Source organism: Halohasta salina (assembly GCF_024178165.1).
Taxonomy (GTDB): domain Archaea; phylum Halobacteriota; class Halobacteria; order Halobacteriales; family Haloferacaceae; genus Halohasta; species Halohasta salina.
On record NZ_JAMZIE010000002.1, the window covers coordinates 493520 to 511918 of the forward strand.

The window sequence follows — 18399 nt, forward strand, 5'->3', positions numbered from 1 at the left end:
CGACTCATAAGACGGTTGTCCTCCGGCTACGACTCGAGTTCCGGCTCCAGCTCCGACTCCGACTGTTCGCGTCGACCTTTCCCGAACAACCGCTTGAGCAGCGAGCGCGAGGAGGGTCGTTCGGCCAACAGGACCGAACACTCGACGTCGTTGACGACATCCAGATGGAGCGAGTCGGTCGCCAGCCGGGAGAGCAGTCCCTTCTCGGTGGCGCCGATCGCGATCAGCGTCGCGTCCCGGGCCTCGCGTTCGATAGCGGCCTCGACATCGCCGGAGTCGTCGACGATGAACGCCGCGTCTTCGAGGCCGTGTTCTGCGGCCCACGTTTCGAGGAAGGCTTCGCCCGCCTCGCGCTGGGCGGGACTGTCGACGACGTGGAGCAGCGTGACCGCCGCACCGGTCGTTGCCTGCAAGGCCGCCGCGACCTCGGCGCTGAGTCCCGAGTCCGGACCCCCGGCAGTCGGAATCAGGATGCGCGAGGTGTCGAGCCCGCGGTCGTTGATGATGGCGAAATCACACGGGAGCTGGTTCGTAACCTCGTCGAGGGGGCGCTCGGCGCGGGCGGCGTTCCAGAGTTGGTCTTCGCCCCACTCCATGACGACCAGTTCCGGGCGAGTGCGGCGAGCCATGTTGAACACCTCCTCAAAGGAGTGGTGGCTCGCCAGCGACGATACCTTGACATCGGTGTTGTACTGCTCGCCGAGCCCGTAGATGTCCGCCATCCGCCTGTCGGATTCGGCCTCGATCCGCTCGATGTTGCCGCCGCTGACCAGCGACATCTTCGCGGGTGCCTGAACGATGTGGACGACGTGGACGGTGGCGTTCTCGCGGTGGCTGGCGATCCGACAGGCGAGTTCGACGATCGGCACATCCGTCCGGGGGTTCGTGATCGGCACCATGATCCGGTAGCGGTCCTCGCCGACGATGGCGGCCTCGGCGGCATCCAGGATCGGGACGTAGGATCGGCCAGCGAACCGACCGAACGTCCACTCGGGGATCGTGAGCCGGCGGTTGAGCCCCTCGAAGCGGGCGGATTCCAGCCGCTCTTCGCTCGTCTGGAAGTAGTTAACCACCGTCACCAACCCCACCCCGCCGATGGTGTTGCCGAGGAGGACCGGCAGGACGAAGCTCGTCATCCCGACGACGAGCGAGTAGTCGGTCTCCAAGACGAGATAGATGACCTCGGTAAACGACACCACGACGTGGAACAGGTTCCCGTTCGGGATCGCCAGAAAGGCGAGATAGACGGCCAAGAGCCGCGTGACGGTGTCGCCCGCCGCGAAGCCGACCCAGACGACGCCGGCGACGATGAGCCCGGCGAACACGGCCTTGAAAAACAGCGACCACCACTCGGTGTACAGGGCGCCTTTCTCGGCGATCTCGATGGCCTTCAGTTGGCTTTCGGGTTCGAAGATCCCGCCGTAGACCAACGAAATCGCGCCCATCGCCCCACCGATGAAGTTCCCCGCCAGAACGATCCCCCAGTGGCGAAACAGCGTCGGAATACTCGCCAGCCGTTCGAGGGTCAACGCGACCGGCGGCAGCGTGTTTTCGGTGTACAGCTGGTAGCCGCCGATGATGATGTAAATGAACCCAAGCGGGTAGAGTAGCGTGCCGACGACTGCGTTGTCGGCGGCCGCGGACATCGAGACATAGAGGAGAAAGGTGATGGTGATGGCAAAGCCGGCGGCGACCGCGCTGAAAAACAGCTCGCGGCTGCCGGAGGTGATTTCTTCGTCGGCGGCCGCCACGACCCGTTGAAACACTTCGTCCGCCGAAAACCGATCGCGGAGGACCTCACCGACAGCGGGTGCGCCGCTCCTGGACCGCTCGACGGCGTCCCGCACCGAGTCTTCCTGCTCGTTGCCGTTCGATTCGCTCATTACGGGTGACGAATCGGCTCCAAACCTAAGGTGTTGGCTTTTCGACTCGGGAGGTCCGGCTGGTGGGGCGCTACTGAGGCGCGCCCGCGAGGACCTCGACCCCAGCCGAGGCCCCGATCCGCTCGGCCCCCGCATCGAGCATCGCCATCGCCGTCTCGTAGTCGCCGATCCCGCCGCTGGCCTTCACCGGTAGATAGTCGCTCATCAGTTCGACGTCCGCGACGGTCGCCCCGCTCGGCTCGACGTCCGCGAACCCGGTCGACGTCTTGACCATCGCGGCGTCGGCGTCGACGGCGGCCTGACAGGCCCGCCGTTTCTCGTCGTCGGTCAACAGTCCGGCCTCGATGATTACTTTGACCGGAACCGGGACCGACGCGACGATCGCTTCGATCTCCTCGGTGACGGCGTCGGTCTCCCCGGCTTTGAGTCGACCGACGTTGATGACGACGTCGAGTTCGTCGGCACCGGCCTTCCACCCCGAGGCGGCCGCCTCGCGTTTGATTCGCGTGCTGTCTTGGCCGTGTGGGAAGCCGATCACCGTGGCGAGCGTCAGGGTAGGCGGTGCCTGCTCGGCGGTAGCCGCCACATAACACGGTGGAATACAGGCGTTCATCCCGTGTTCCGTGGCCTCCGCGACCACGCGGTCGACGTCGGCGGGCGTCGTCTCGGGGCCCAACACCGTGTGATCGATCCGCCCGGCGAGCTCCTGTCGGTTCATGGCTGGTCGACGGAGGGGCGGGATGATAAAGCTCGCTTCGAGCCTTCGGCACAGTTTTGACGCCGAACCGACTGCCTCCGGGTATGGTCTTGCTCCCCGAAGGGTTCGCGTTGCCGCCGTGGCCCTATTTGCTGGGTTTGCTCGCGGCCGCAGCGGCGGTCGGCGCTGGGCTCTTCCGCCGACGGCCGCCGGTCACCGCGCGGCACATCGTCGCGTTCGCGCCGTGGATGGCCGTCGGCTCGGCGCTCCACGTCCTCTATGTGGTCGATGGGCTCCCGCCGGCGCTCGCACCGTTCGGCGGGACGGCCGCAGTGTATCTGACGGTCGCGGTGCTCGCTGGGGCGGTCCTACTGGCTGGGGACGTGAGCCGCACGCGACGGCAGGTCCCACTCGTGATCGCGGCCACCGGGCTCGTGGTGTTCGTGCCGGTTGTCGGGACGACGCTCGCGGTCGGTGTCGACCGCGGCACGTTGGCGCTGTGGTGGCCCGCAATCGCGGCGGTCGCTTCGATCGGCCTCACGGGGCTGGCGTGGCTCGCCGTGCGGCGACTCCGCCCGGCAGCAGCGGCGACGACCGGCGGGGTCGGGCTGCTGGCGGTGTTCGGTCACACCCTCGACGGCCTGTCGACGGCCGTTGGGGTCGACGCCTTGGGGTTCGGCGAGCGGAGCCCCGTCTCGCGGGCGATCATGGGGGTCGCCGAGGCGTTGCCGACCGCCGAAGCGCTGGGGATCGGTTGGCTGTTCGTTCTGGTCAAACTGGCCGTGGTCGGCGGGGTTGTCGTGCTGTTCGCCGACTACATCGAGGAGACGCCGACCGAGGGCTACCTGCTGTTGGGATTCATCGCGGCTGTGGGGCTCGGTCCGGGGGTGCACAACCTGCTGCTGTTCGCCGTCACCGGCGGGTGACGGCCGTGATCGTCTGACGTGGATTATATACCGGCCGGTCGTGTGAGGGGTGTGTATGGACGGGCTGTTGACGACGCTCGGGGCGGCCACCGCGCCGCTGTCGTGGGTCACGGCGGTCGCGCTGGGTGCGCTGGCCGGCCTCGTGGCCGCGATCGTGATGGACTGGCCGATGAGCCGCCAGCCGGACGGGTTCGTCCCGGCGGCGATCGCCGCGGCGGTCGTCACCCGGCAGTCGGTCGACGACGTGTCGATGCCGGAGCTACTGGTAGTCCACCACGTCGCGGGGCTGCTGGCCGGCATCGCCTACGGCGTCGTCGCCCGTGGGCTTGCGGCTGGGCTGCCTGACCTCCTCCGAATCGGCGGTCTCGACCTGCTGGCCCATCTGTTGTCGGTCGGGCTCGTGGTGGGCTTTATTTACGGCTTCTTCGGCCACCTCGTCCTGCCGCGGGCTGGCGGCCGGAGTTACGAGGAACAGGCGACGGCGATCCGGGGCCAGTGGCTTCGGTCGGCGCTCGTCTTCGGGGTCACGCTGGCGGTGGTCGTGCCGCTCGTGGCCCCCTCGCTGGCGGGCTAATCAGTCGTTGTCGTCGGTTTTCTCCTCGATCTTCTCTTCGATCTCCTCGGTCTGTTGTTCGAGTTTCTCCTCGACTTTCTCTTCGACCTCGTCGGTCCGCGGCCGGCGGTCGACCCGCTCGTTGATGTCTTCGAGCTTTTCGATGACCTCCGAGACCTCCTTGCTGACGGTCCGTTCGACCGTCTCTTCGACCGTCTCGTCTACGGTTTCGCCGACCGTCTTGTCGACCGTCTTCTCGACGGTTTCGCCAACCGTCTTGTCGACCGTCTTTTCGACTGCCTCGTCGACTGTTTTGCCGACCGTCTCGTCGACCGTCTTCTCGACTGCCTCGTCGACTGTTTTGCCGACCGTCTCGTCGACCGTCTTCTCGACGGTTTCGCCGACGGTCTTTTCGACTGTCTCGCCGACGGTCTTTTCGACGGTTTCACCGACGGTCTTCTCGACTGTTTCGCCGACCGTCTCGTCAACCGTTTTCTCGACGGCCTCGTCGACGGTCTTCTCGACGGTTTCGGCGACCTCCCGTGTCATCCAGTCGGGGTCGAACCGGGCCATCTTCCAGACGACGTGGAGCACGTAGGACAGCAGCACGCCGAGGCCGAAGGCGACACCGACCCGGTTGCCGACGACGACGAAAAGCGAGATCGCCACGAACAGCAACACGCCGTAGGCCAGATCCACGAGGAAGTCGACGCGGTTGGGATTCATCGACACACACCACCTAACTGCGAATATATCTCGATCATATACTGACTGTTTGCGTTCAGCGGGGGAAAAGGGCGTGATTGACCGGCGGACGACGACCACCGACATCGGACGGTTTTTGTCGCCACCGACCGACCTCCAGCCATGGCCAAACAGCCGCATCTACTGGTAGAATCGGGCGATCTCCACGATCTGGCGATCATTCCGGGCGACCCCGGCCGCGTCGACCGGATCGCCGAGCAGTGTTCGAACGCCGAAGTGGTCGCCGAAAACCGCGAGTACAAACTGGTTAACGCCAGCTACGAGGGCCGGGAACTGACCATCTGTTCGACGGGTATCGGCTGTCCCTCCGCGGCGATCGCCATCGAGGAACTCCACGCGGTGGGCGTCGAGACGGTGATCCGATGCGGAACCACGGGCGCGCTGCAGGCCGACATGGAGATCGGTGACATGGTCGTCGCCACCGGCGCGGCCAAGGAGGAGGGCACCACCAAGCGCTACGAGTCGGCGGTCTACCCTGCGGTGCCCGACTACGAGGTCCTCGGCGGGCTGGTCGACGCGGCGGAGGCCAACGACGAGGACGTGCATGTCGGGCCCGTCGTCTCCGACGACGCCTTCTATGCCGAAGACGAGGCGGCCGTCGACGACTGGGAGGCCGCGAACCTCTTGGCCGTCGAGATGGAGGCCGCCGCCGTCTTCTCGCTCGCGCGGCGCAAGGGAATGCGAGCCGGCGCGATCTGTACGGTCGACGGTAACCTCGTCGAAGGCACCCAGAAGGGAGCCGACAGCGAGGAGGAGTTGCCCGAAAAGGCCAAGAACAACGTCGAGCGCGCCATCGAGATCACGCTGTCGGCGGCCGCCGAGTTATAAGCGTCTTTTACCGATCAAGATTTATATTCACATAGCAGCACACGGACAGGTATGTTGGCACGTAGCGGCGTCGATAGATGGTCCTGGCTCGTCAGTCGGCGGAGCGTCGACTGATGTGGATCACCGCGATCGCCGTTGTCATCGTGCTACTGGGTCTCGCGATTGGCTGGGTCGCGCTGCGATCGCTTCTGGTGGTCCCGCGACTCGTTCGGAGCGAGGTTCAAGCGCCGTCGACCGTCTCCGAAGGATCATTCGCCGTCTGTCGCGGAACCGCGACCGAAGGCGACGAGGGGGTGATTGCCGCACCGTTTACCGGCCAAGAGTGCTTGAGTTTCGAATTCGAGGTGACCGAACGCCAGCCGTCGTTCGTCGGCATCCCGTGGTCCAACGACCACCTCGACGACGGCGTTGCCACGACGACGTTCGAACTCGACGGCGAGTATGGGGACCTCGCGGTCGACCCCTCGCCGCGCCGTTTCTCGCTTGATACCGAGTCGACGGTCATCACCGTCGACCCACGCGAGACGCCGCCCGACCGGATCCGGCGGTTTCTCGACGTTCGTGGGCTCCCATCGGTCGCCCGGTGGCTCGCGGTGGTGCCGTTGCTCGGCACCCGCCGCTTCGTCGAACGCCGCGTCGACCCCGGCGAGGAGTACCTCGTCGCCGGGAAGGCCGACTACCGCGAAGGCCGGGTCACCCTCATCGGCGACCTCGTGATCACCGACCGCACGCCGTGGGGATTCGCGCTCGGTCGGCTCCGGATGGCCGTGTTTCCGCTGATCGTCGCGGCCGTCTTCGTCGCAACGGGATCGTGGGTACTACTCGGCTGAGATGGGCTCCCGGTCGGGGCTTCGACCGAGATCTTCGATCGAGAATATCCTGTGTGAACGAATATGATTCCGCGACAGACTCCGGATAGAGAAGCTTATGCTACCGAACGGCCCTGTAGAGCTATGCTCACTCGTCGAACACTCCTGTCGACGCTCGGTGGATCGGTGGCGCTTGCTAGCTGTCTCTCCGGGGATTCCGACCCCGCCGCAGCCGTCGAGCCCACCGAACCCGACCGACCCAACGACCGCACGGTGGCTGCCGACCGAACCGAGACCGTCGACCGGACCGATCCGGAGTCGACGGCGTGGCGGTTCTACGAGACGCTACTCGGCGGCGACGTCGACGCACTGAACGGACTGGTCCACCCCGAGTCACCGGGCTACCCGGTTGCGGCTACCGACCTGCCGCCCGAACGGTTCACACAGTTCGAGACGGTCCGGATCGCCGACACCGAAGCGGTCTCGGTGCAGGATCGGGTCGTCCAGCGGCTCTACCCCAACGTGACCCGAACCTCGAGGACCAGAAAGGCGATGGGGGCTGAGCGAATGCAGTACGTCCACACCCGGTTTTATATTACGCGTCCCGACGACGAGGGGATCTACGAGGCCGACACGATCGACTACCTCGTCCGCGACGACGGCCAGTGGTACGTCCGCTACGAGGGTGCGTCGGATCGCTGAGTCGACGGCAACGACCACACAATCAGGTCGCGGTCCCGTCCGGTTCCGCGCGGCTGGCGGCAAGCACCGACAGCGGGAACACGAGGAGTCCGAGGAGCGCCACGACAAAGGGGAGAACGAAGAGGATCAGGAAGAACGGTCGGCTGTCGAACGGGACGAAGGCCCCACCGGCGACGACGAAGGCGGCCACCGCGCCGGCGACGGCGGCGGCCGTCGACCGACTCATGAGGGCCTCACCGAGGACGCCGACCCCGAAGGCGGGGGCGACCGCCAGCGGGAGGTGGATCGCCATCGTGTGGGCGACCGTCGGCGCGAGGTCGGCGAACCGCGGGTCGATCGCGCCGAGTCCCAGCAGGATCCCGCCGACCGCCAGCAGCGCCGCGAGGCCGACCGCCAGCGACCCCCGAACCGAGCGGAGCCAGTCGGGGCGGACTAGCCCGGCGAGGCCTATCTCTGCGTAGAGTACGCCGACGCCGAGGAGCGTCGTCGGAAGCAGCCCGACGGCGGCGGCCAGCGCGCCGAGGACGCCGGCCCCGGCAACGGCGGCGGCGAACCGCCCGGCGTCGGTCGGCGTTTCGACCGTCCAGCGCGTCACGGCGGCGAGGCCGATCGAAACGAGGCCGTAGACGACCGCTCCCGGAAGCACGATATCCCGGACGTTCGAGAGCCAGATCGGCAGCGACGCCAACGTCAGCGCCGCGGTCACGCGAGTCGACCCCGTCTCGGGCTCGGCGAAGGCGATGTAGAACTCGTCGTACAGCTCCGCCGGATCTTCGGCGGCCGCCGTCCGCTGCCATGTCAGCGTCCCCTCGTCGACGGTCGGCAGCTCGCTGTCGGTGGCATGCTCGTCGTCGACGATCGAGCGAGGGTCGTTGGCGATGACCGTCCCCTCGGGGCCGGTGAGCGAAACCCGGTCGGCGTTGAAAACCGCACCCCACGTGCCGATCGCGTGGAAGTAGTCGACGACGAGCACGCCGGCGTGGCGGCTGGCCGCGTCGGGATCGGTAAACCGGACGCGAACCGTCTCGTTGTCGACGGTCGCCGACTGGACTGTGACCGACCCGGCCGAGTCTGCTGCCAACCCGTTATCGACGGCGGCCCCCCGAGCGATCTGCCTGAGCCGTTCGGGGGTTGCCGCGAGCAGCGACGCGTTTGCCTCGCCGAGTCGGTTAGTGACGATCCATGTCGCCGACCCGTTTTCGTCGACCCTGATCTCGGCCGTCGAGTGGGTGACATTGACCCCGACACCCTGCTGTTCGGCGCGTTCCTCGAACGCGGAGCTACAGGGCCCGCAGACCGGCTCCGGCGGCGAGCTGGCGGCCGCCGGCGCGGCGAGGGAGCCGACGGCGAGACACAGCACGGCAAGGATACCGAACACGACGGCGTGTTTCACTACCACGGTGTGTTACTGTTCGGGATAAATGTCTTCCGTGTGAAAACTCGCCGCGCTGCCGGGATGGCGACGGGGCGATCGACCGCGACGAATAGTTGGGTGGAATTTATATTTCTGCCCGAAGTTTATTCGGACAATGCACTGCCACGTATGACGACACCACCTACACAGCTCCGGGTCACGGTCGTCGGCGACAGAGCGGCCCTCGACAGCCCGACCGTCGATCGGCGGCTGTCGGTTTCGACCGCCGAGGCCGTGGCAATCGCGCCGCAGGCCGTCGACGGGCAGGCCGACAGTTCCGAGGCCGACCGGCTGGCCGACGCCGACTGTCTGATCGTCGACCGACCGACCGCAGAGGCGTGGCGCGCGGTCGTCGAGCGGGTGGTCGACCGCCGCCCGGAGCTACCGGTCGTCGTCTTCTTCGAGGAGCCGGCGGCGGTCGGCGAGGCGATCGCCGCCGGAGCCGACGACTATCTCCCGCGGTCGCTGGCGGATCGTCGGCCGTCGCTGCTGCTCGACCGACTGGTGGCGATCGCCGCCGACGGTTCCGAGGAGGAGTCGACGTCGGGCCGCGAGGAGTCGGGAGCCGAAAGCGAGATACCGGGGTCGGAAATCGAGACGTCGTGGGCCGAAAGCGAGGAGTCGACGCCGAGCAACGAGATACCGCTCGACGGAGTCACCCGCGAACTCTTCGAGAGCGTGGCCGACGGGCTGGTCGTCCACGACGCCGAGACCGGCGAGATACGCGACTGCAACGCGGCGTTCTGCGCCCAAACCGGCTACGATCGGGCCGAACTGCTCGGTGAGCCGGTCGACCGCGTGGTCGCCAGCGGCGAGGGGTACGGCTACGCGGAGGCCAGAGATCGGATCCGCCGGGCCAGCGAGCGCGGCCCCCAACTGTTCGAGTGGCGCGGCCGGCGGAAGAGCGGCGAGACCTATCCGGTGGAGGTCAGCCTCCGGCAGGCCACGATTGGGGGCCACGAGCGGGTCGTCGCGAGCGTCCGCGATATCACCGAGCGCCGCGAGAAGGAACGGCGGCTGGCGGCGGTCCGCGACCAGCGGTCGACGCTGTTCGCGAACTCCCCGGACCCGATCGTCGCGGTCACCCGGGTCGACGGCCGCCCGCAGATCACCGACGTCAACCCGGCCTTCGAGTCGACGTTCGGCTTCGAGGCCGAGAGCGTCGTCGGCGAGCCGATTTCGACGGCCATCGTCCCCGAGGACCGCCGCGAAAAATACGAGGGCCTGCGCGACCGCGCGCTGGGCGGCGAGCCGATCGAGGCCGAAGTCCGACGCGAGACTGCCGACGGGATGCGGGACTTTTTGCTCCGGGTCCTCCCGTTCGAGACCGACATCGACGACCACGCCTACGTCTGGTACACCGACATCACCGAGCGTCGCGAGCGGGAACGCGCCCTCGAACGCGAGCGCGACCGCCGGTCGGTACTGTTCGAGAACAACCCCGACCCGGTCGCCGGCATCGAGTTCGACGGCGACCGGGCGCTGATTCGCGAGGTGAACCCGGCCTTCGAGTCGACGTTCGGCTTCGCAGCCGAGGGCGTCGTCGGCGAACCGGTCGCCGAGACGGTCGTCCCCGAAGCCGAACGTGACGGCTACGACCGGCTTCGCAGCCGGGCGGCCGCCGGCGAGGCCATCGAGGGGGAGGCCCCGCGGCTGACCGCCGACGGCCGCCGGCAGTTCGTCTTCCGGGTGATCCAGTTCAACGACGAGCCGGGGACGACCGACGCCTACGTCTGGTATACCGACGTCACCGACCGTCGACGCCACGAGCGGGCCGTCGAGAGCCTGCAGGCGGCCACCGGCCGGATGCAGCGGGCCGAAACCGCCGACGCGATCGCCGAGATCGCCGTCGAGGCCGCCACCGAGGCGCTGGAGCTTCCGAGGGCGGTCTGCTGGCTCCACGACGCCGACCGTCGGCGGCTCGACCCGGTCGCGGCGACCGAGGGCGTCGACGCGGCGTTACAGCAGTCGATCGACGCCGGCAGCGAGCTGTACGACCGCTTCGAGACCGACGAGGTTACCCGGTGTCGAACCGACGACGGCGCGGCTATCGACGGACTGCTGTTGCCGCTGGGCGACCACGGCCTGCTGGCGGTCGGCGGGGCCGACGACGACGTGATCCGTGACGTCGTCGGGACGCTGGCCGAGCAGACCGAAACCGCCCTCAGGCGGGTCGACCGCGCCCAAGCGGTCCGGGAGAGCGAGCGCCGGCTGCAGGCCATCCTCGACCGGATCGACGAGGCGATCTTCCTCGGACCGGTTCCGGAACTCGATACGACCGCTCCAGACCCCGACTTCGTGAGTTCGGGCTACGAGGCGATCTGGGGCCAGTCGCTGGAGGCGATCCACGAATCGCACGACGAGGGGTTTTTCGAGACGGTTCACGACGACGACTACGACGGCTACCGCGCGTTCATCCGGCAGCTCATGACCGAGGTCGACGGCGGCGAGCCGGCCGCGAGCTACAGCTACGAGTACCGCATCCGGCGGCCCGATGGCGAACTGCGGTGGATCCACTCGGATTTCTACCCGATCGACTGGCTGGCCGGCCCCGAGCGCGTGGTGATCGTGAGCCGTGACATCACCGCCCGGAAACAGCGGCACCGCACGCTGGAATCGTTCCACGACGCCACCGCAGAGCTGACGACCGCCGACACCGTCGACGAGGTCAGCCGGCTGGGCGTCGAGGCCGCCGCCAGCGTCTTCGAGTTGCCGGCGACGGCGGTCTACCACTACGAGGAGTCGACCGCGCGGCTGACCCCGCGGGCGACCGGCCCCGAACTCCCGCCGCCGGACGAGCTGTCGCCGCTGAGCTCCGACCACCGCCACGTCTGGGATGCCTTCATCGGCGAGGGGATGGCCCGCATCGACACCGGTGACGAGCCCGCGCTGGCGGTCGGCCCCGGCGAGGAACTGCTGTTGTTCCCGCTTGGGCGCAACGGCCTGCTTGCGGCTTGGCGGGCCGGCGACGCCTTCGACACCGACGCCGCCAGCATCCTCGCGGCGACCCTCGAAGCCGCGCTCAACCGGCTGCGGGGGGAAAGACAGCTCGAATCCAGACAGCGGGAGCTCGAAGCCCAGACCGAACGCGCCGAGCGACTCGACGCGGTCGCCGAACTCACCCAGCGCGTCGAGGCCGCGATCACGACCACCTCCTCCCGTGAGGGGATCCAGACGGCCGTCTGTGAGGAACTGGTCGACGTCGAGCCCTTCGCGGGGGCGTGGATCGCCGCCGCCGAGGTCGGGGCCGACCGGCTGACCCCGCGGGCGGTCGCCGGCGTCGACCGGGACCACGCCGAACAGCTTCTCGGCGGCGAACAGGGCGGGACCGACCCCCACCCGGCGGTCGACGCCTGGCGGAGCGGCGAGTCACGGGTCGTCAACGATCTGGTCGGCAGCGGCCGGGCCAGCGGCTGGCGGGAGCAGCTCCTGAAGGCGGGGGTGGGGTCGGTGTGTGCGGTGCCGCTGACCTACAGCGGGATCACCTACGGCGTCGTCACCATCCGCGCCGACGAACCCGGCGCGTTCGGCGATCGGGAGATGGACGTCCTCGCCCAGCTCAGCCGGTCGATCGGCTACGCCATCACCGCCGTCGAGCGGCGGCGCGCTCTCGAATCCGACGACACGGTCGAACTGGAGTTCACCGGCAGCGAGATGGCGCTCCCGTTCGCCGAGCTTGCCCGCGAGACGGCGTGTCAGGTCCGCCACGAACGGACGGTCCGCCGACAGGACGGCACCGTCAGCGTCTACTACAGCCTCCGGGGGACGATCCCCGAGACGGTCGAGACGATCGCCGCCGACGTGCTCGCCGGCGAGGTGGACGTCGTCTCACAGCAGGACGGCGAGGCGGTCGTCGAGCGACAGGGGTCGTCGTGGTTCGGCTCGCTGATCTCGGAGTACGGCGGCGTCCTCCGGCAGGGAATGGCGACGACCGGCGGTGTCACGCTGCTGGTCGAACTCCCGCGGGAGGCCGACGTCCGGACCATCGTCGACCGGCTACAGGCGGCGTTCCCGTCGCTCGAACTCGCTGCCAAGCGCCAACACCGTGAGACAGCGTCGACCCCGCGGGAAGCTCGCAGCCGGCTCCAGCGGGCGCTGACCGACCGGCAGCACGAGGCCCTCCAGACGGCCCACGCGATGGGCTACTTCGCGTGGCCACGGGAGAACAGCGGCGAGGAGGTCGCCGACGCGCTGGGGATTACCCAGCCGACGGTAAACAAACACATCCGGCTCGGCGAGCGGAAGGTCTTCGACTTCTTCTTCGGCTCCAACGGGGAGTGATCGGCCGCAGAGCCGGAAGAGGAGCCCGCCGGTCAGCAGGGCGATGGGGGCTCGCGGAGTTCGCCGTCGACGCCGTCGCCAGACAGCGAGAAGGCCACGGTCTCGACGGCAAGGCGGTACTCCTGATGGTGGTGGCCCGACGCCGACGGCGAGCAGACGGCCTCGACCAGCCCGGCGTCGGTGAGCCGGTCGAGCCGCCGGTAGACGGTCGGCCGGGACATCTCACAGCGGTCGACGAGGTCGGCCGCCGACAGCGGCTCCGCCTCAAGCGCGACGAGCAGTCGACAGGCGTACTCGTCGCCGAGGAGAGCCAGCAGTGTCTCGGTGTCGGCACTGGCGTCGTCGTCACCGGCGGCGACACTGACGCTGTCGGTGTCGGCATTGACGCTGTCGGTGCCGGCAGCGTCACCAGCCGCCGGCGTCGACCGGGCGTCCGCCGACGCGCCTGCGGCCCCGTTCGATTCCGTCTCCGCGATAGTCGGGGGAGGGGTCATCACCGTCGACAAGGCCGACGGCCACCCCAAAGCTGCCGGAAACACAGATTACCGTGTCGAGCAGTTGGGGGCTATACATATTGCGTCGGGGGGTCTCTGGGTCAGAAACAGCCGGGGAGCGTTTAGGTAACTCGCGGCTGCGGTCGACGTATGCCGCAGTTTCCGGTCGGGGGCGAGCGCCCGGTGTTGGTCGTCGGCCGCGGGCTCACCGCCGCCGCGACCGCGGGCTTCCTCGATCAGGCGGGGCTGGATCCGGTGGTCGCCCCGACCGCCGAGCGGGGCCGGGTCGCGGGAGTGACGGTGCTCTGGCGGCCGGGACTGGTGTTGCTCGAACGCATCGGCCTCCGGCGACCGATCGAGCGGGTCGGGACCGCCCTCGAGAGTCACCGCTGTCTGACGACCGGTCGGTCGACGACCGCCGCCGAGGGCGACCGGCCGGCAGTCGTCGCCGTCGACCGGGCGCGACTCGCGGAACTGATCGAAGCGACGGTCTACGATCGTGTCCGGACGGTCGACCGCCCGGTCCGGCGCGTCGAACAGGCGGCCGCCGGCGTCGAGGTCGGCTTCGAAGGGGGCCTCACCGAGTCCTTCGACGCGGTCGTGACGACCACCCGCTCGCTGCCACCCGAGCGTTCGGCACCGACGCCTGACCGGGGGGTGCACAGTTGGTCGTTCGACTGGCCCGCCGGTCGACCGACGCCGCAGGCTCCCGCCGCAGTGTGGGATCGCCGCCGGGCGGCGCTGTTCGTCCCGACGGCCGACCGGACCCACGTCCGGCTGGTGTCGACGGCCGGCGTCGACGCCGCCAGCGCCCTCTCGATCGACGACCTCGAAGGCCGGTTCGGCGGGCTCTTCGAGACGGCGGACGGACTGTTCGCCGCCCTCGACCAGCACCGCCTCCGATACGCCCGCTCGGCGGCGGTGACCCCTACAACGGTGACCGGCGACGGGGTCGTGGTGGTCGGGGCCGCGGGCCGGCCGGCCCTCCCCGGCGACTGTCTGGGGGCGGCCCTCGACATCGAGGCGGCGTGGGTCATCGCCGACGCACTGGCCTACGGCCCGGAAGACATCGACGCCGCCCTCGAAGCCTATCAGTGCCGGCGCCGACGCCGCCAGCGGGTGATCGCCGAGGCGGTGGCCGCCGCGACCGACGACCCGCCGGTCGATCTCGACCCCGTCCTCCGTTGGCTTCGGACCCGTCGCAGACTGGCGTTCGGTCACACCGACGACGGCAACGCGGCGCTCGCCGAATCGATCCCCGACCGACTCTGAGGCCTGAGGCAATACATATAGCCCCCGCGAGAGGCGCATGTCAGTGTAGACAGACAGCAACAACAGGGAGGACGGGCCGGTACGTGGAGATACGATGGCGACGATACCCGATGACGCGAGTAGCGATCGATCGACCGTCGAGTCGGCCGGGCCGGGCGTCGACCGGGAGGCCGACGGCTCGTCCGAACCGGTGGTCGACCGAGCCACAGACGGGGTTCCCGAGCCGCTGTCGCTGCTGGAGGACAGCTACGCCCGGCGGATCCTTGCGGTGCTGACCGACGACCCCCACCGGGGGCGGGAACTCGCGGACGCCTGTGAGTTCTCCCGGCCGACGGTCTACCGCCGGCTCAATCGGCTCGAAGACGCCGGCATCGTCGACAGCGAACTCCGGATCGATCCCGGCGGCAACCACTGCAAGGAGTTTTTCATCCAGCGGGACGCCGTCGAGGTGACGATCGCCGACGGCTCGCTGACGGTGACCACCCGGTCGACCGATCGGTAACGGTCCGACGACCCGAGCAGCACCGACTCCCGGTCGCTGACCCCGTCCGTGTCGTGCGGCCGGCACCGTGATCCGCCGACCCCTTATGTGTCCGACTACGATACGAAACCACGATGACTGACGACCTGCTTTTCGACGAATTCGAACTAAACGGTCACAACCTCGCTAACCGTATCGGCCTCGCGCCGATGACACGCACGAGCGCGACCGACGACGGCCATGCGACCGACCGCATGGCACGCTACTACGCCTCCTTTGCCCGTGGCGGCTTCTCGTTCCTTGTTACTGAGGGCGTCCACCCGGACGCAACCCACAGCCAAGGCTATCCCAACCAACCCGGCCTCGCTACCGACGAGCAGGCGGCGGCCTGGGAGCGCGTGGTCGACGCCGTCCACGCGGAGGGGAGCCCCATCTTCGCACAACTCATGCACGCCGGGGCCCAAGCGCAGGGCAATCGCTACGGCTACGATCCGGTCGCTCCCTCTGCCTACCGTCCGCCGGGTGAGATGTCCGAACTCTACGGCGGGTCCGGCGAGTTCCCGGAAGCCGACGCGCTCGATGCTGACGGCCTCACAGCGGTGACGGAGGGATTCGTTGCTGCCGCCGAACGCGCCGTCGAGGCCGGCTTCGATGGTATCGAGGTCCACGCGGCCAACGGCTATCTTCTCCACGAGTTCGTCGACCCGCTGGTCAACGACCGCGACGACGAGTACGGCGGCTCGCCGGCGAACCGTGCGCGATTCCCCGCCGAGGTGACCGCCGCGATCGACGAGGCGACGCCCGACGAGTTCGTCGTCGGCGTGCGTACCTCGCAGGCGGCCGTCACCGACGAAGAGCGGGTTTGGCCGGACGGCGAGGAGACTGCCGCCGCGCTGTTCGGGGCGCTCTCGGAGGCCGGTGCCGACTACGTACACGTCACTGGCGGCGACGCGACCGCCCCGGAGGTGCCGGATACCGACCGCACGCTTGCCGAACTGGCGGTCGAATACGTCGACGACGTCGCCGTAATCGCCAACGGAGGGCTTGGTGATCCGGAAAACGCGCGGACGGCACTGGCGGACGGCTCCGACCTCATCACGCTCGGGACCGGGGCGCTCGCCAACCACGACTGGCCCGATCGAGTCCGGACGGGCGAACCGCTCGACGAGTTGGATCCGAGTATCGTCTTCCAGCCCGACGCCTCACTGAGCGACGCCGAGATCCCCGGCGACGATTGAGGGCGTCGGGTTACGATCTCCCGCACTCGTCGACCGGGCCGCGTACTTCGCAACCAGTAGCGTCGATATCGCCGCCCCACTCGGGAGATCACTCTGTCGAGGTACCACTGGGTTCCACGATCATCGTGGCGTGGTACCACTCACCAGCAAGTGCGACGGCTCGTAGACCAGCCCGACGACGCCGAGCGGACACGCCGTCTCTCCGGTGGTGTCGACGGCGTTGAACAGGATGAAACCGTCCGAGATGGTAGTCCCGTCTCGTCAGCAACCCCCTCAACAGGGATTCGATCAGCCAGCGATAGGTGCCGTCGCTGGCGACCCTAATACTGTGTGAATTGCACATACCAGTGGCGACCACTCGACCGGCTGCCGACCCACCAACAACGAGTGCGGTCGATCCAGCTCCGTGTGTTTACACCCAGTTTCCGATCGGGGGTCGGGCCGAACACTCACGCCGATCACGTGATTCTAACCGACCGACTGCAGCCCGATAGACTGGTTGTCGACGAGCAACACGGCCTCGGAGTAGTCGTTATTTTCGAAGTGAGGATGCAGAAACGAAGCAGTCGGATCGGTCCCGTGAGTTCCGAACAGACGACATCCGACAGCAGTATATTCTCGCAACGTATTGCATTGTAAGTACAAGATTACTTGCCAGTAACTTCGACACCAGCAAGAAATTCCCGCGAAAGCTGTGAACGAGAGATACTTATGATTTTTGATTCGGAATACCGTTCTCAGTTTTTAGAAACCCGTTATTGGGTTTATTAAATAGTGATGAATGCGGCCGAACATGGCTCAATCTGGTGTATCGGTGACTGAGTCTGGGACGACACGTCGGAACTTCTTGCGACTGGTGGGGACGGCCGCGACGGGCTCGGTCATCACCGAGTACAGTTCGGACGTCGCAGCAGCGCTCGACCGTGCGACGAACGGATCGAAAGAGGTCGTCTGGTTGCAGGGACAGACCTGTTCGGCATGTACGATGTCGACGCTACAGGGGACGTCACCGAGCCTCGAAGAGGCGGTCTCGGAGTTCAAACTGGACGTGACCTACCACCCGGAGTTGATGGCCGAAACCGGTGACGCAGCTATCGACGCGATGAGCAGTTCGCCGGACGTGCTGATGATCGAGGGGGCGATTCCGACGAAGATCCCTTCGGCCGCGACGTTCGGTCGGGACGCCGAGGGCCGTCCCAAACCCATCGTCGACTGGGTACACGAACTCGCCCCGGAGGCCGAGTACGTCATGGGGATCGGCACGTGTGCCTGCTACGGCGGCTGGCAGTCCGCCGAGAACGGCGCGCCGGCGGTCATGGACGACCCCGAGGAGGGGCCGTGGTTGGATTCGAACGTCACCGGCGCGAAGGGGGTCCAGTTCACCCACCAGCAGGGCGATCAGGGCGTCCTCGGCCCCGACTTCACCTCGAACGCCGGACTGCCCGTGATCAACGTGCCGGGCTGTATGACCCACCCGGACTACGTCCTGTTGACCGTCGCCACGCTGCTGAACGGCCACACCCCGGAACTCGACGAGTTCAACCGGCCGGAGGCGTTCTACGGGCCGCTCGTCCACGATCAGTGTTCACGGCGGGGCTACTTCGACCGCGGGGAGTTCGTCGACCACGTCGGCGAGGACTCCGAGAAGTGTCTCTACACCGTCGGCTGCAAGGGGCCGTACTGTCACTGTGACGACTCGGTTCGCCTCTGGAACGACGGGACGAGCGTCTGCCGGAACGTCGGCGCGCCGTGTATCGGCTGTATGGAACCGGGCTTTTGGGACAACATGACGCCGTTCTACGAACCGATCGAGAAACAGGGAATGGGAGTGACCGACATCGAAACGGCCGGGAAAGCGGCCGTCGGCGCGACGGTTGCGGGGCTCGGGGCCCACGCCGCACGGAAGGCGACAGGTTACGGTGACACCGACGAACCGCCGGCCGAAGCCGACGACGAGGCCGCGGAGAACGAACAGCCACCCAAAACGGACGGCTGTGGCTGTGGCAGCGCCTGCGGCTGCCAGCCGGACGACACGGAGAACACGGAGGACTGACAG

The 18399-nt window shown here is 67.7% G+C and carries 15 protein-coding genes; 10 read left to right on the forward strand and 5 right to left on the reverse strand.

What is annotated here, in order from left to right; genetic code table 11:
- Positions 1 to 26: 26 nt before the first annotated feature.
- On the reverse strand, positions 27 to 1883 hold the full coding sequence (locus NKJ34_RS06550) for a formate/nitrite transporter family protein (protein ID WP_253737479.1): 1857 nt from the start codon (positions 1881 to 1883) through the stop codon (positions 27 to 29).
- A 70-nt stretch (positions 1884 to 1953) separates the two neighbouring features.
- Complete coding sequence (gene deoC / locus NKJ34_RS06555; protein ID WP_253737480.1) at positions 1954 to 2601, reverse strand: deoxyribose-phosphate aldolase; 648 nt, start codon at positions 2599 to 2601, stop codon at positions 1954 to 1956.
- A gap of 83 nt (positions 2602 to 2684) precedes the next feature.
- On the opposite strand from deoC, the gene NKJ34_RS06560 reads away from it, so the two are divergent.
- Positions 2685 to 3506 carry a DUF63 family protein gene (locus tag NKJ34_RS06560; RefSeq protein WP_253737481.1) on the forward strand — a complete coding sequence of 274 codons (822 nt, stop codon included), beginning with the start codon at positions 2685 to 2687 and terminating at the stop codon, positions 3504 to 3506.
- Positions 3507 to 3561: 55 nt separating this feature from the next.
- A complete protein-coding gene (locus NKJ34_RS06565) occupies positions 3562 to 4080 on the forward strand; it encodes a hypothetical protein (protein ID WP_253737482.1) in 519 nt (172 codons plus the stop codon).
- Here the strand turns inward: NKJ34_RS06565 and NKJ34_RS06570 are convergent, their stop codons facing one another.
- Positions 4081 to 4785 carry a hypothetical protein gene (locus tag NKJ34_RS06570; RefSeq protein ID WP_253737483.1) on the reverse strand — a complete coding sequence of 235 codons (705 nt, stop codon included), beginning with the start codon at positions 4783 to 4785 and terminating at the stop codon, positions 4081 to 4083.
- Positions 4786 to 4926: 141 nt separating this feature from the next.
- On the opposite strand from NKJ34_RS06570, the gene NKJ34_RS06575 reads away from it, so the two are divergent.
- From NKJ34_RS06575 to NKJ34_RS06585, 3 genes are all read left to right on the forward strand, one after another.
- Entirely contained in the window at positions 4927 to 5652 is a 726-nt protein-coding gene (locus tag NKJ34_RS06575) for a guanosine phosphorylase (RefSeq protein ID WP_253737484.1), read from the forward strand.
- A gap of 77 nt (positions 5653 to 5729) precedes the next feature.
- Positions 5730 to 6482, forward strand: a complete 753-nt coding sequence (locus NKJ34_RS06580; protein ID WP_253737485.1) for a hypothetical protein — start codon at positions 5730 to 5732, stop codon at positions 6480 to 6482.
- A gap of 123 nt (positions 6483 to 6605) precedes the next feature.
- The gene (locus tag NKJ34_RS06585) at positions 6606 to 7163 is read left to right on the forward strand and encodes a hypothetical protein (protein WP_253737486.1); all 558 of its coding nucleotides are present in this window, start codon (positions 6606 to 6608) and stop codon (positions 7161 to 7163) included.
- Positions 7164 to 7185: 22 nt separating this feature from the next.
- On the opposite strand, the gene NKJ34_RS06590 is transcribed toward NKJ34_RS06585, so the two are convergent.
- Positions 7186 to 8556, reverse strand: a complete 1371-nt coding sequence (locus NKJ34_RS06590; RefSeq protein WP_253737487.1) for a hypothetical protein — start codon at positions 8554 to 8556, stop codon at positions 7186 to 7188.
- 150 nt (positions 8557 to 8706) lie between these two features.
- Between NKJ34_RS06590 and NKJ34_RS06595 the strand changes: the two genes are divergently transcribed.
- Positions 8707 to 12858: a PAS domain S-box protein gene (locus tag NKJ34_RS06595; RefSeq protein ID WP_253737488.1), complete on the forward strand. Its 4152-nt coding sequence runs from the start codon at positions 8707 to 8709 to the stop codon at positions 12856 to 12858.
- Positions 12859 to 12890: 32 nt separating this feature from the next.
- On the opposite strand, the gene NKJ34_RS06600 is transcribed toward NKJ34_RS06595, so the two are convergent.
- Positions 12891 to 13352, reverse strand: a complete 462-nt coding sequence (locus NKJ34_RS06600; protein ID WP_253737489.1) for an ArsR/SmtB family transcription factor — start codon at positions 13350 to 13352, stop codon at positions 12891 to 12893.
- 150 nt (positions 13353 to 13502) lie between these two features.
- Here NKJ34_RS06600 and NKJ34_RS06605 point away from each other — a divergent pair, with 150 nt between their 5' ends.
- The 4 genes from NKJ34_RS06605 to NKJ34_RS06625 all read left to right on the forward strand — a co-directional run bounded on the left by NKJ34_RS06605 (position 13503) and on the right by NKJ34_RS06625 (position 18396).
- The gene (locus NKJ34_RS06605; RefSeq protein WP_253737490.1) at positions 13503 to 14624 is read left to right on the forward strand and encodes an FAD-dependent oxidoreductase; all 1122 of its coding nucleotides are present in this window, start codon (positions 13503 to 13505) and stop codon (positions 14622 to 14624) included.
- A gap of 94 nt (positions 14625 to 14718) precedes the next feature.
- A complete protein-coding gene (locus NKJ34_RS06610; protein ID WP_253737491.1) occupies positions 14719 to 15126 on the forward strand; it encodes an ArsR/SmtB family transcription factor in 408 nt (135 codons plus the stop codon).
- A gap of 113 nt (positions 15127 to 15239) precedes the next feature.
- Positions 15240 to 16343, forward strand: a complete 1104-nt coding sequence (locus NKJ34_RS06615; protein ID WP_253737492.1) for an NADH:flavin oxidoreductase — start codon at positions 15240 to 15242, stop codon at positions 16341 to 16343.
- 814 nt (positions 16344 to 17157) lie between these two features.
- Positions 17158 to 18396: a hydrogenase small subunit gene (locus tag NKJ34_RS06625; protein ID WP_253737493.1), complete on the forward strand. Its 1239-nt coding sequence runs from the start codon at positions 17158 to 17160 to the stop codon at positions 18394 to 18396.
- Positions 18397 to 18399: the final 3 nt, after the last annotated feature.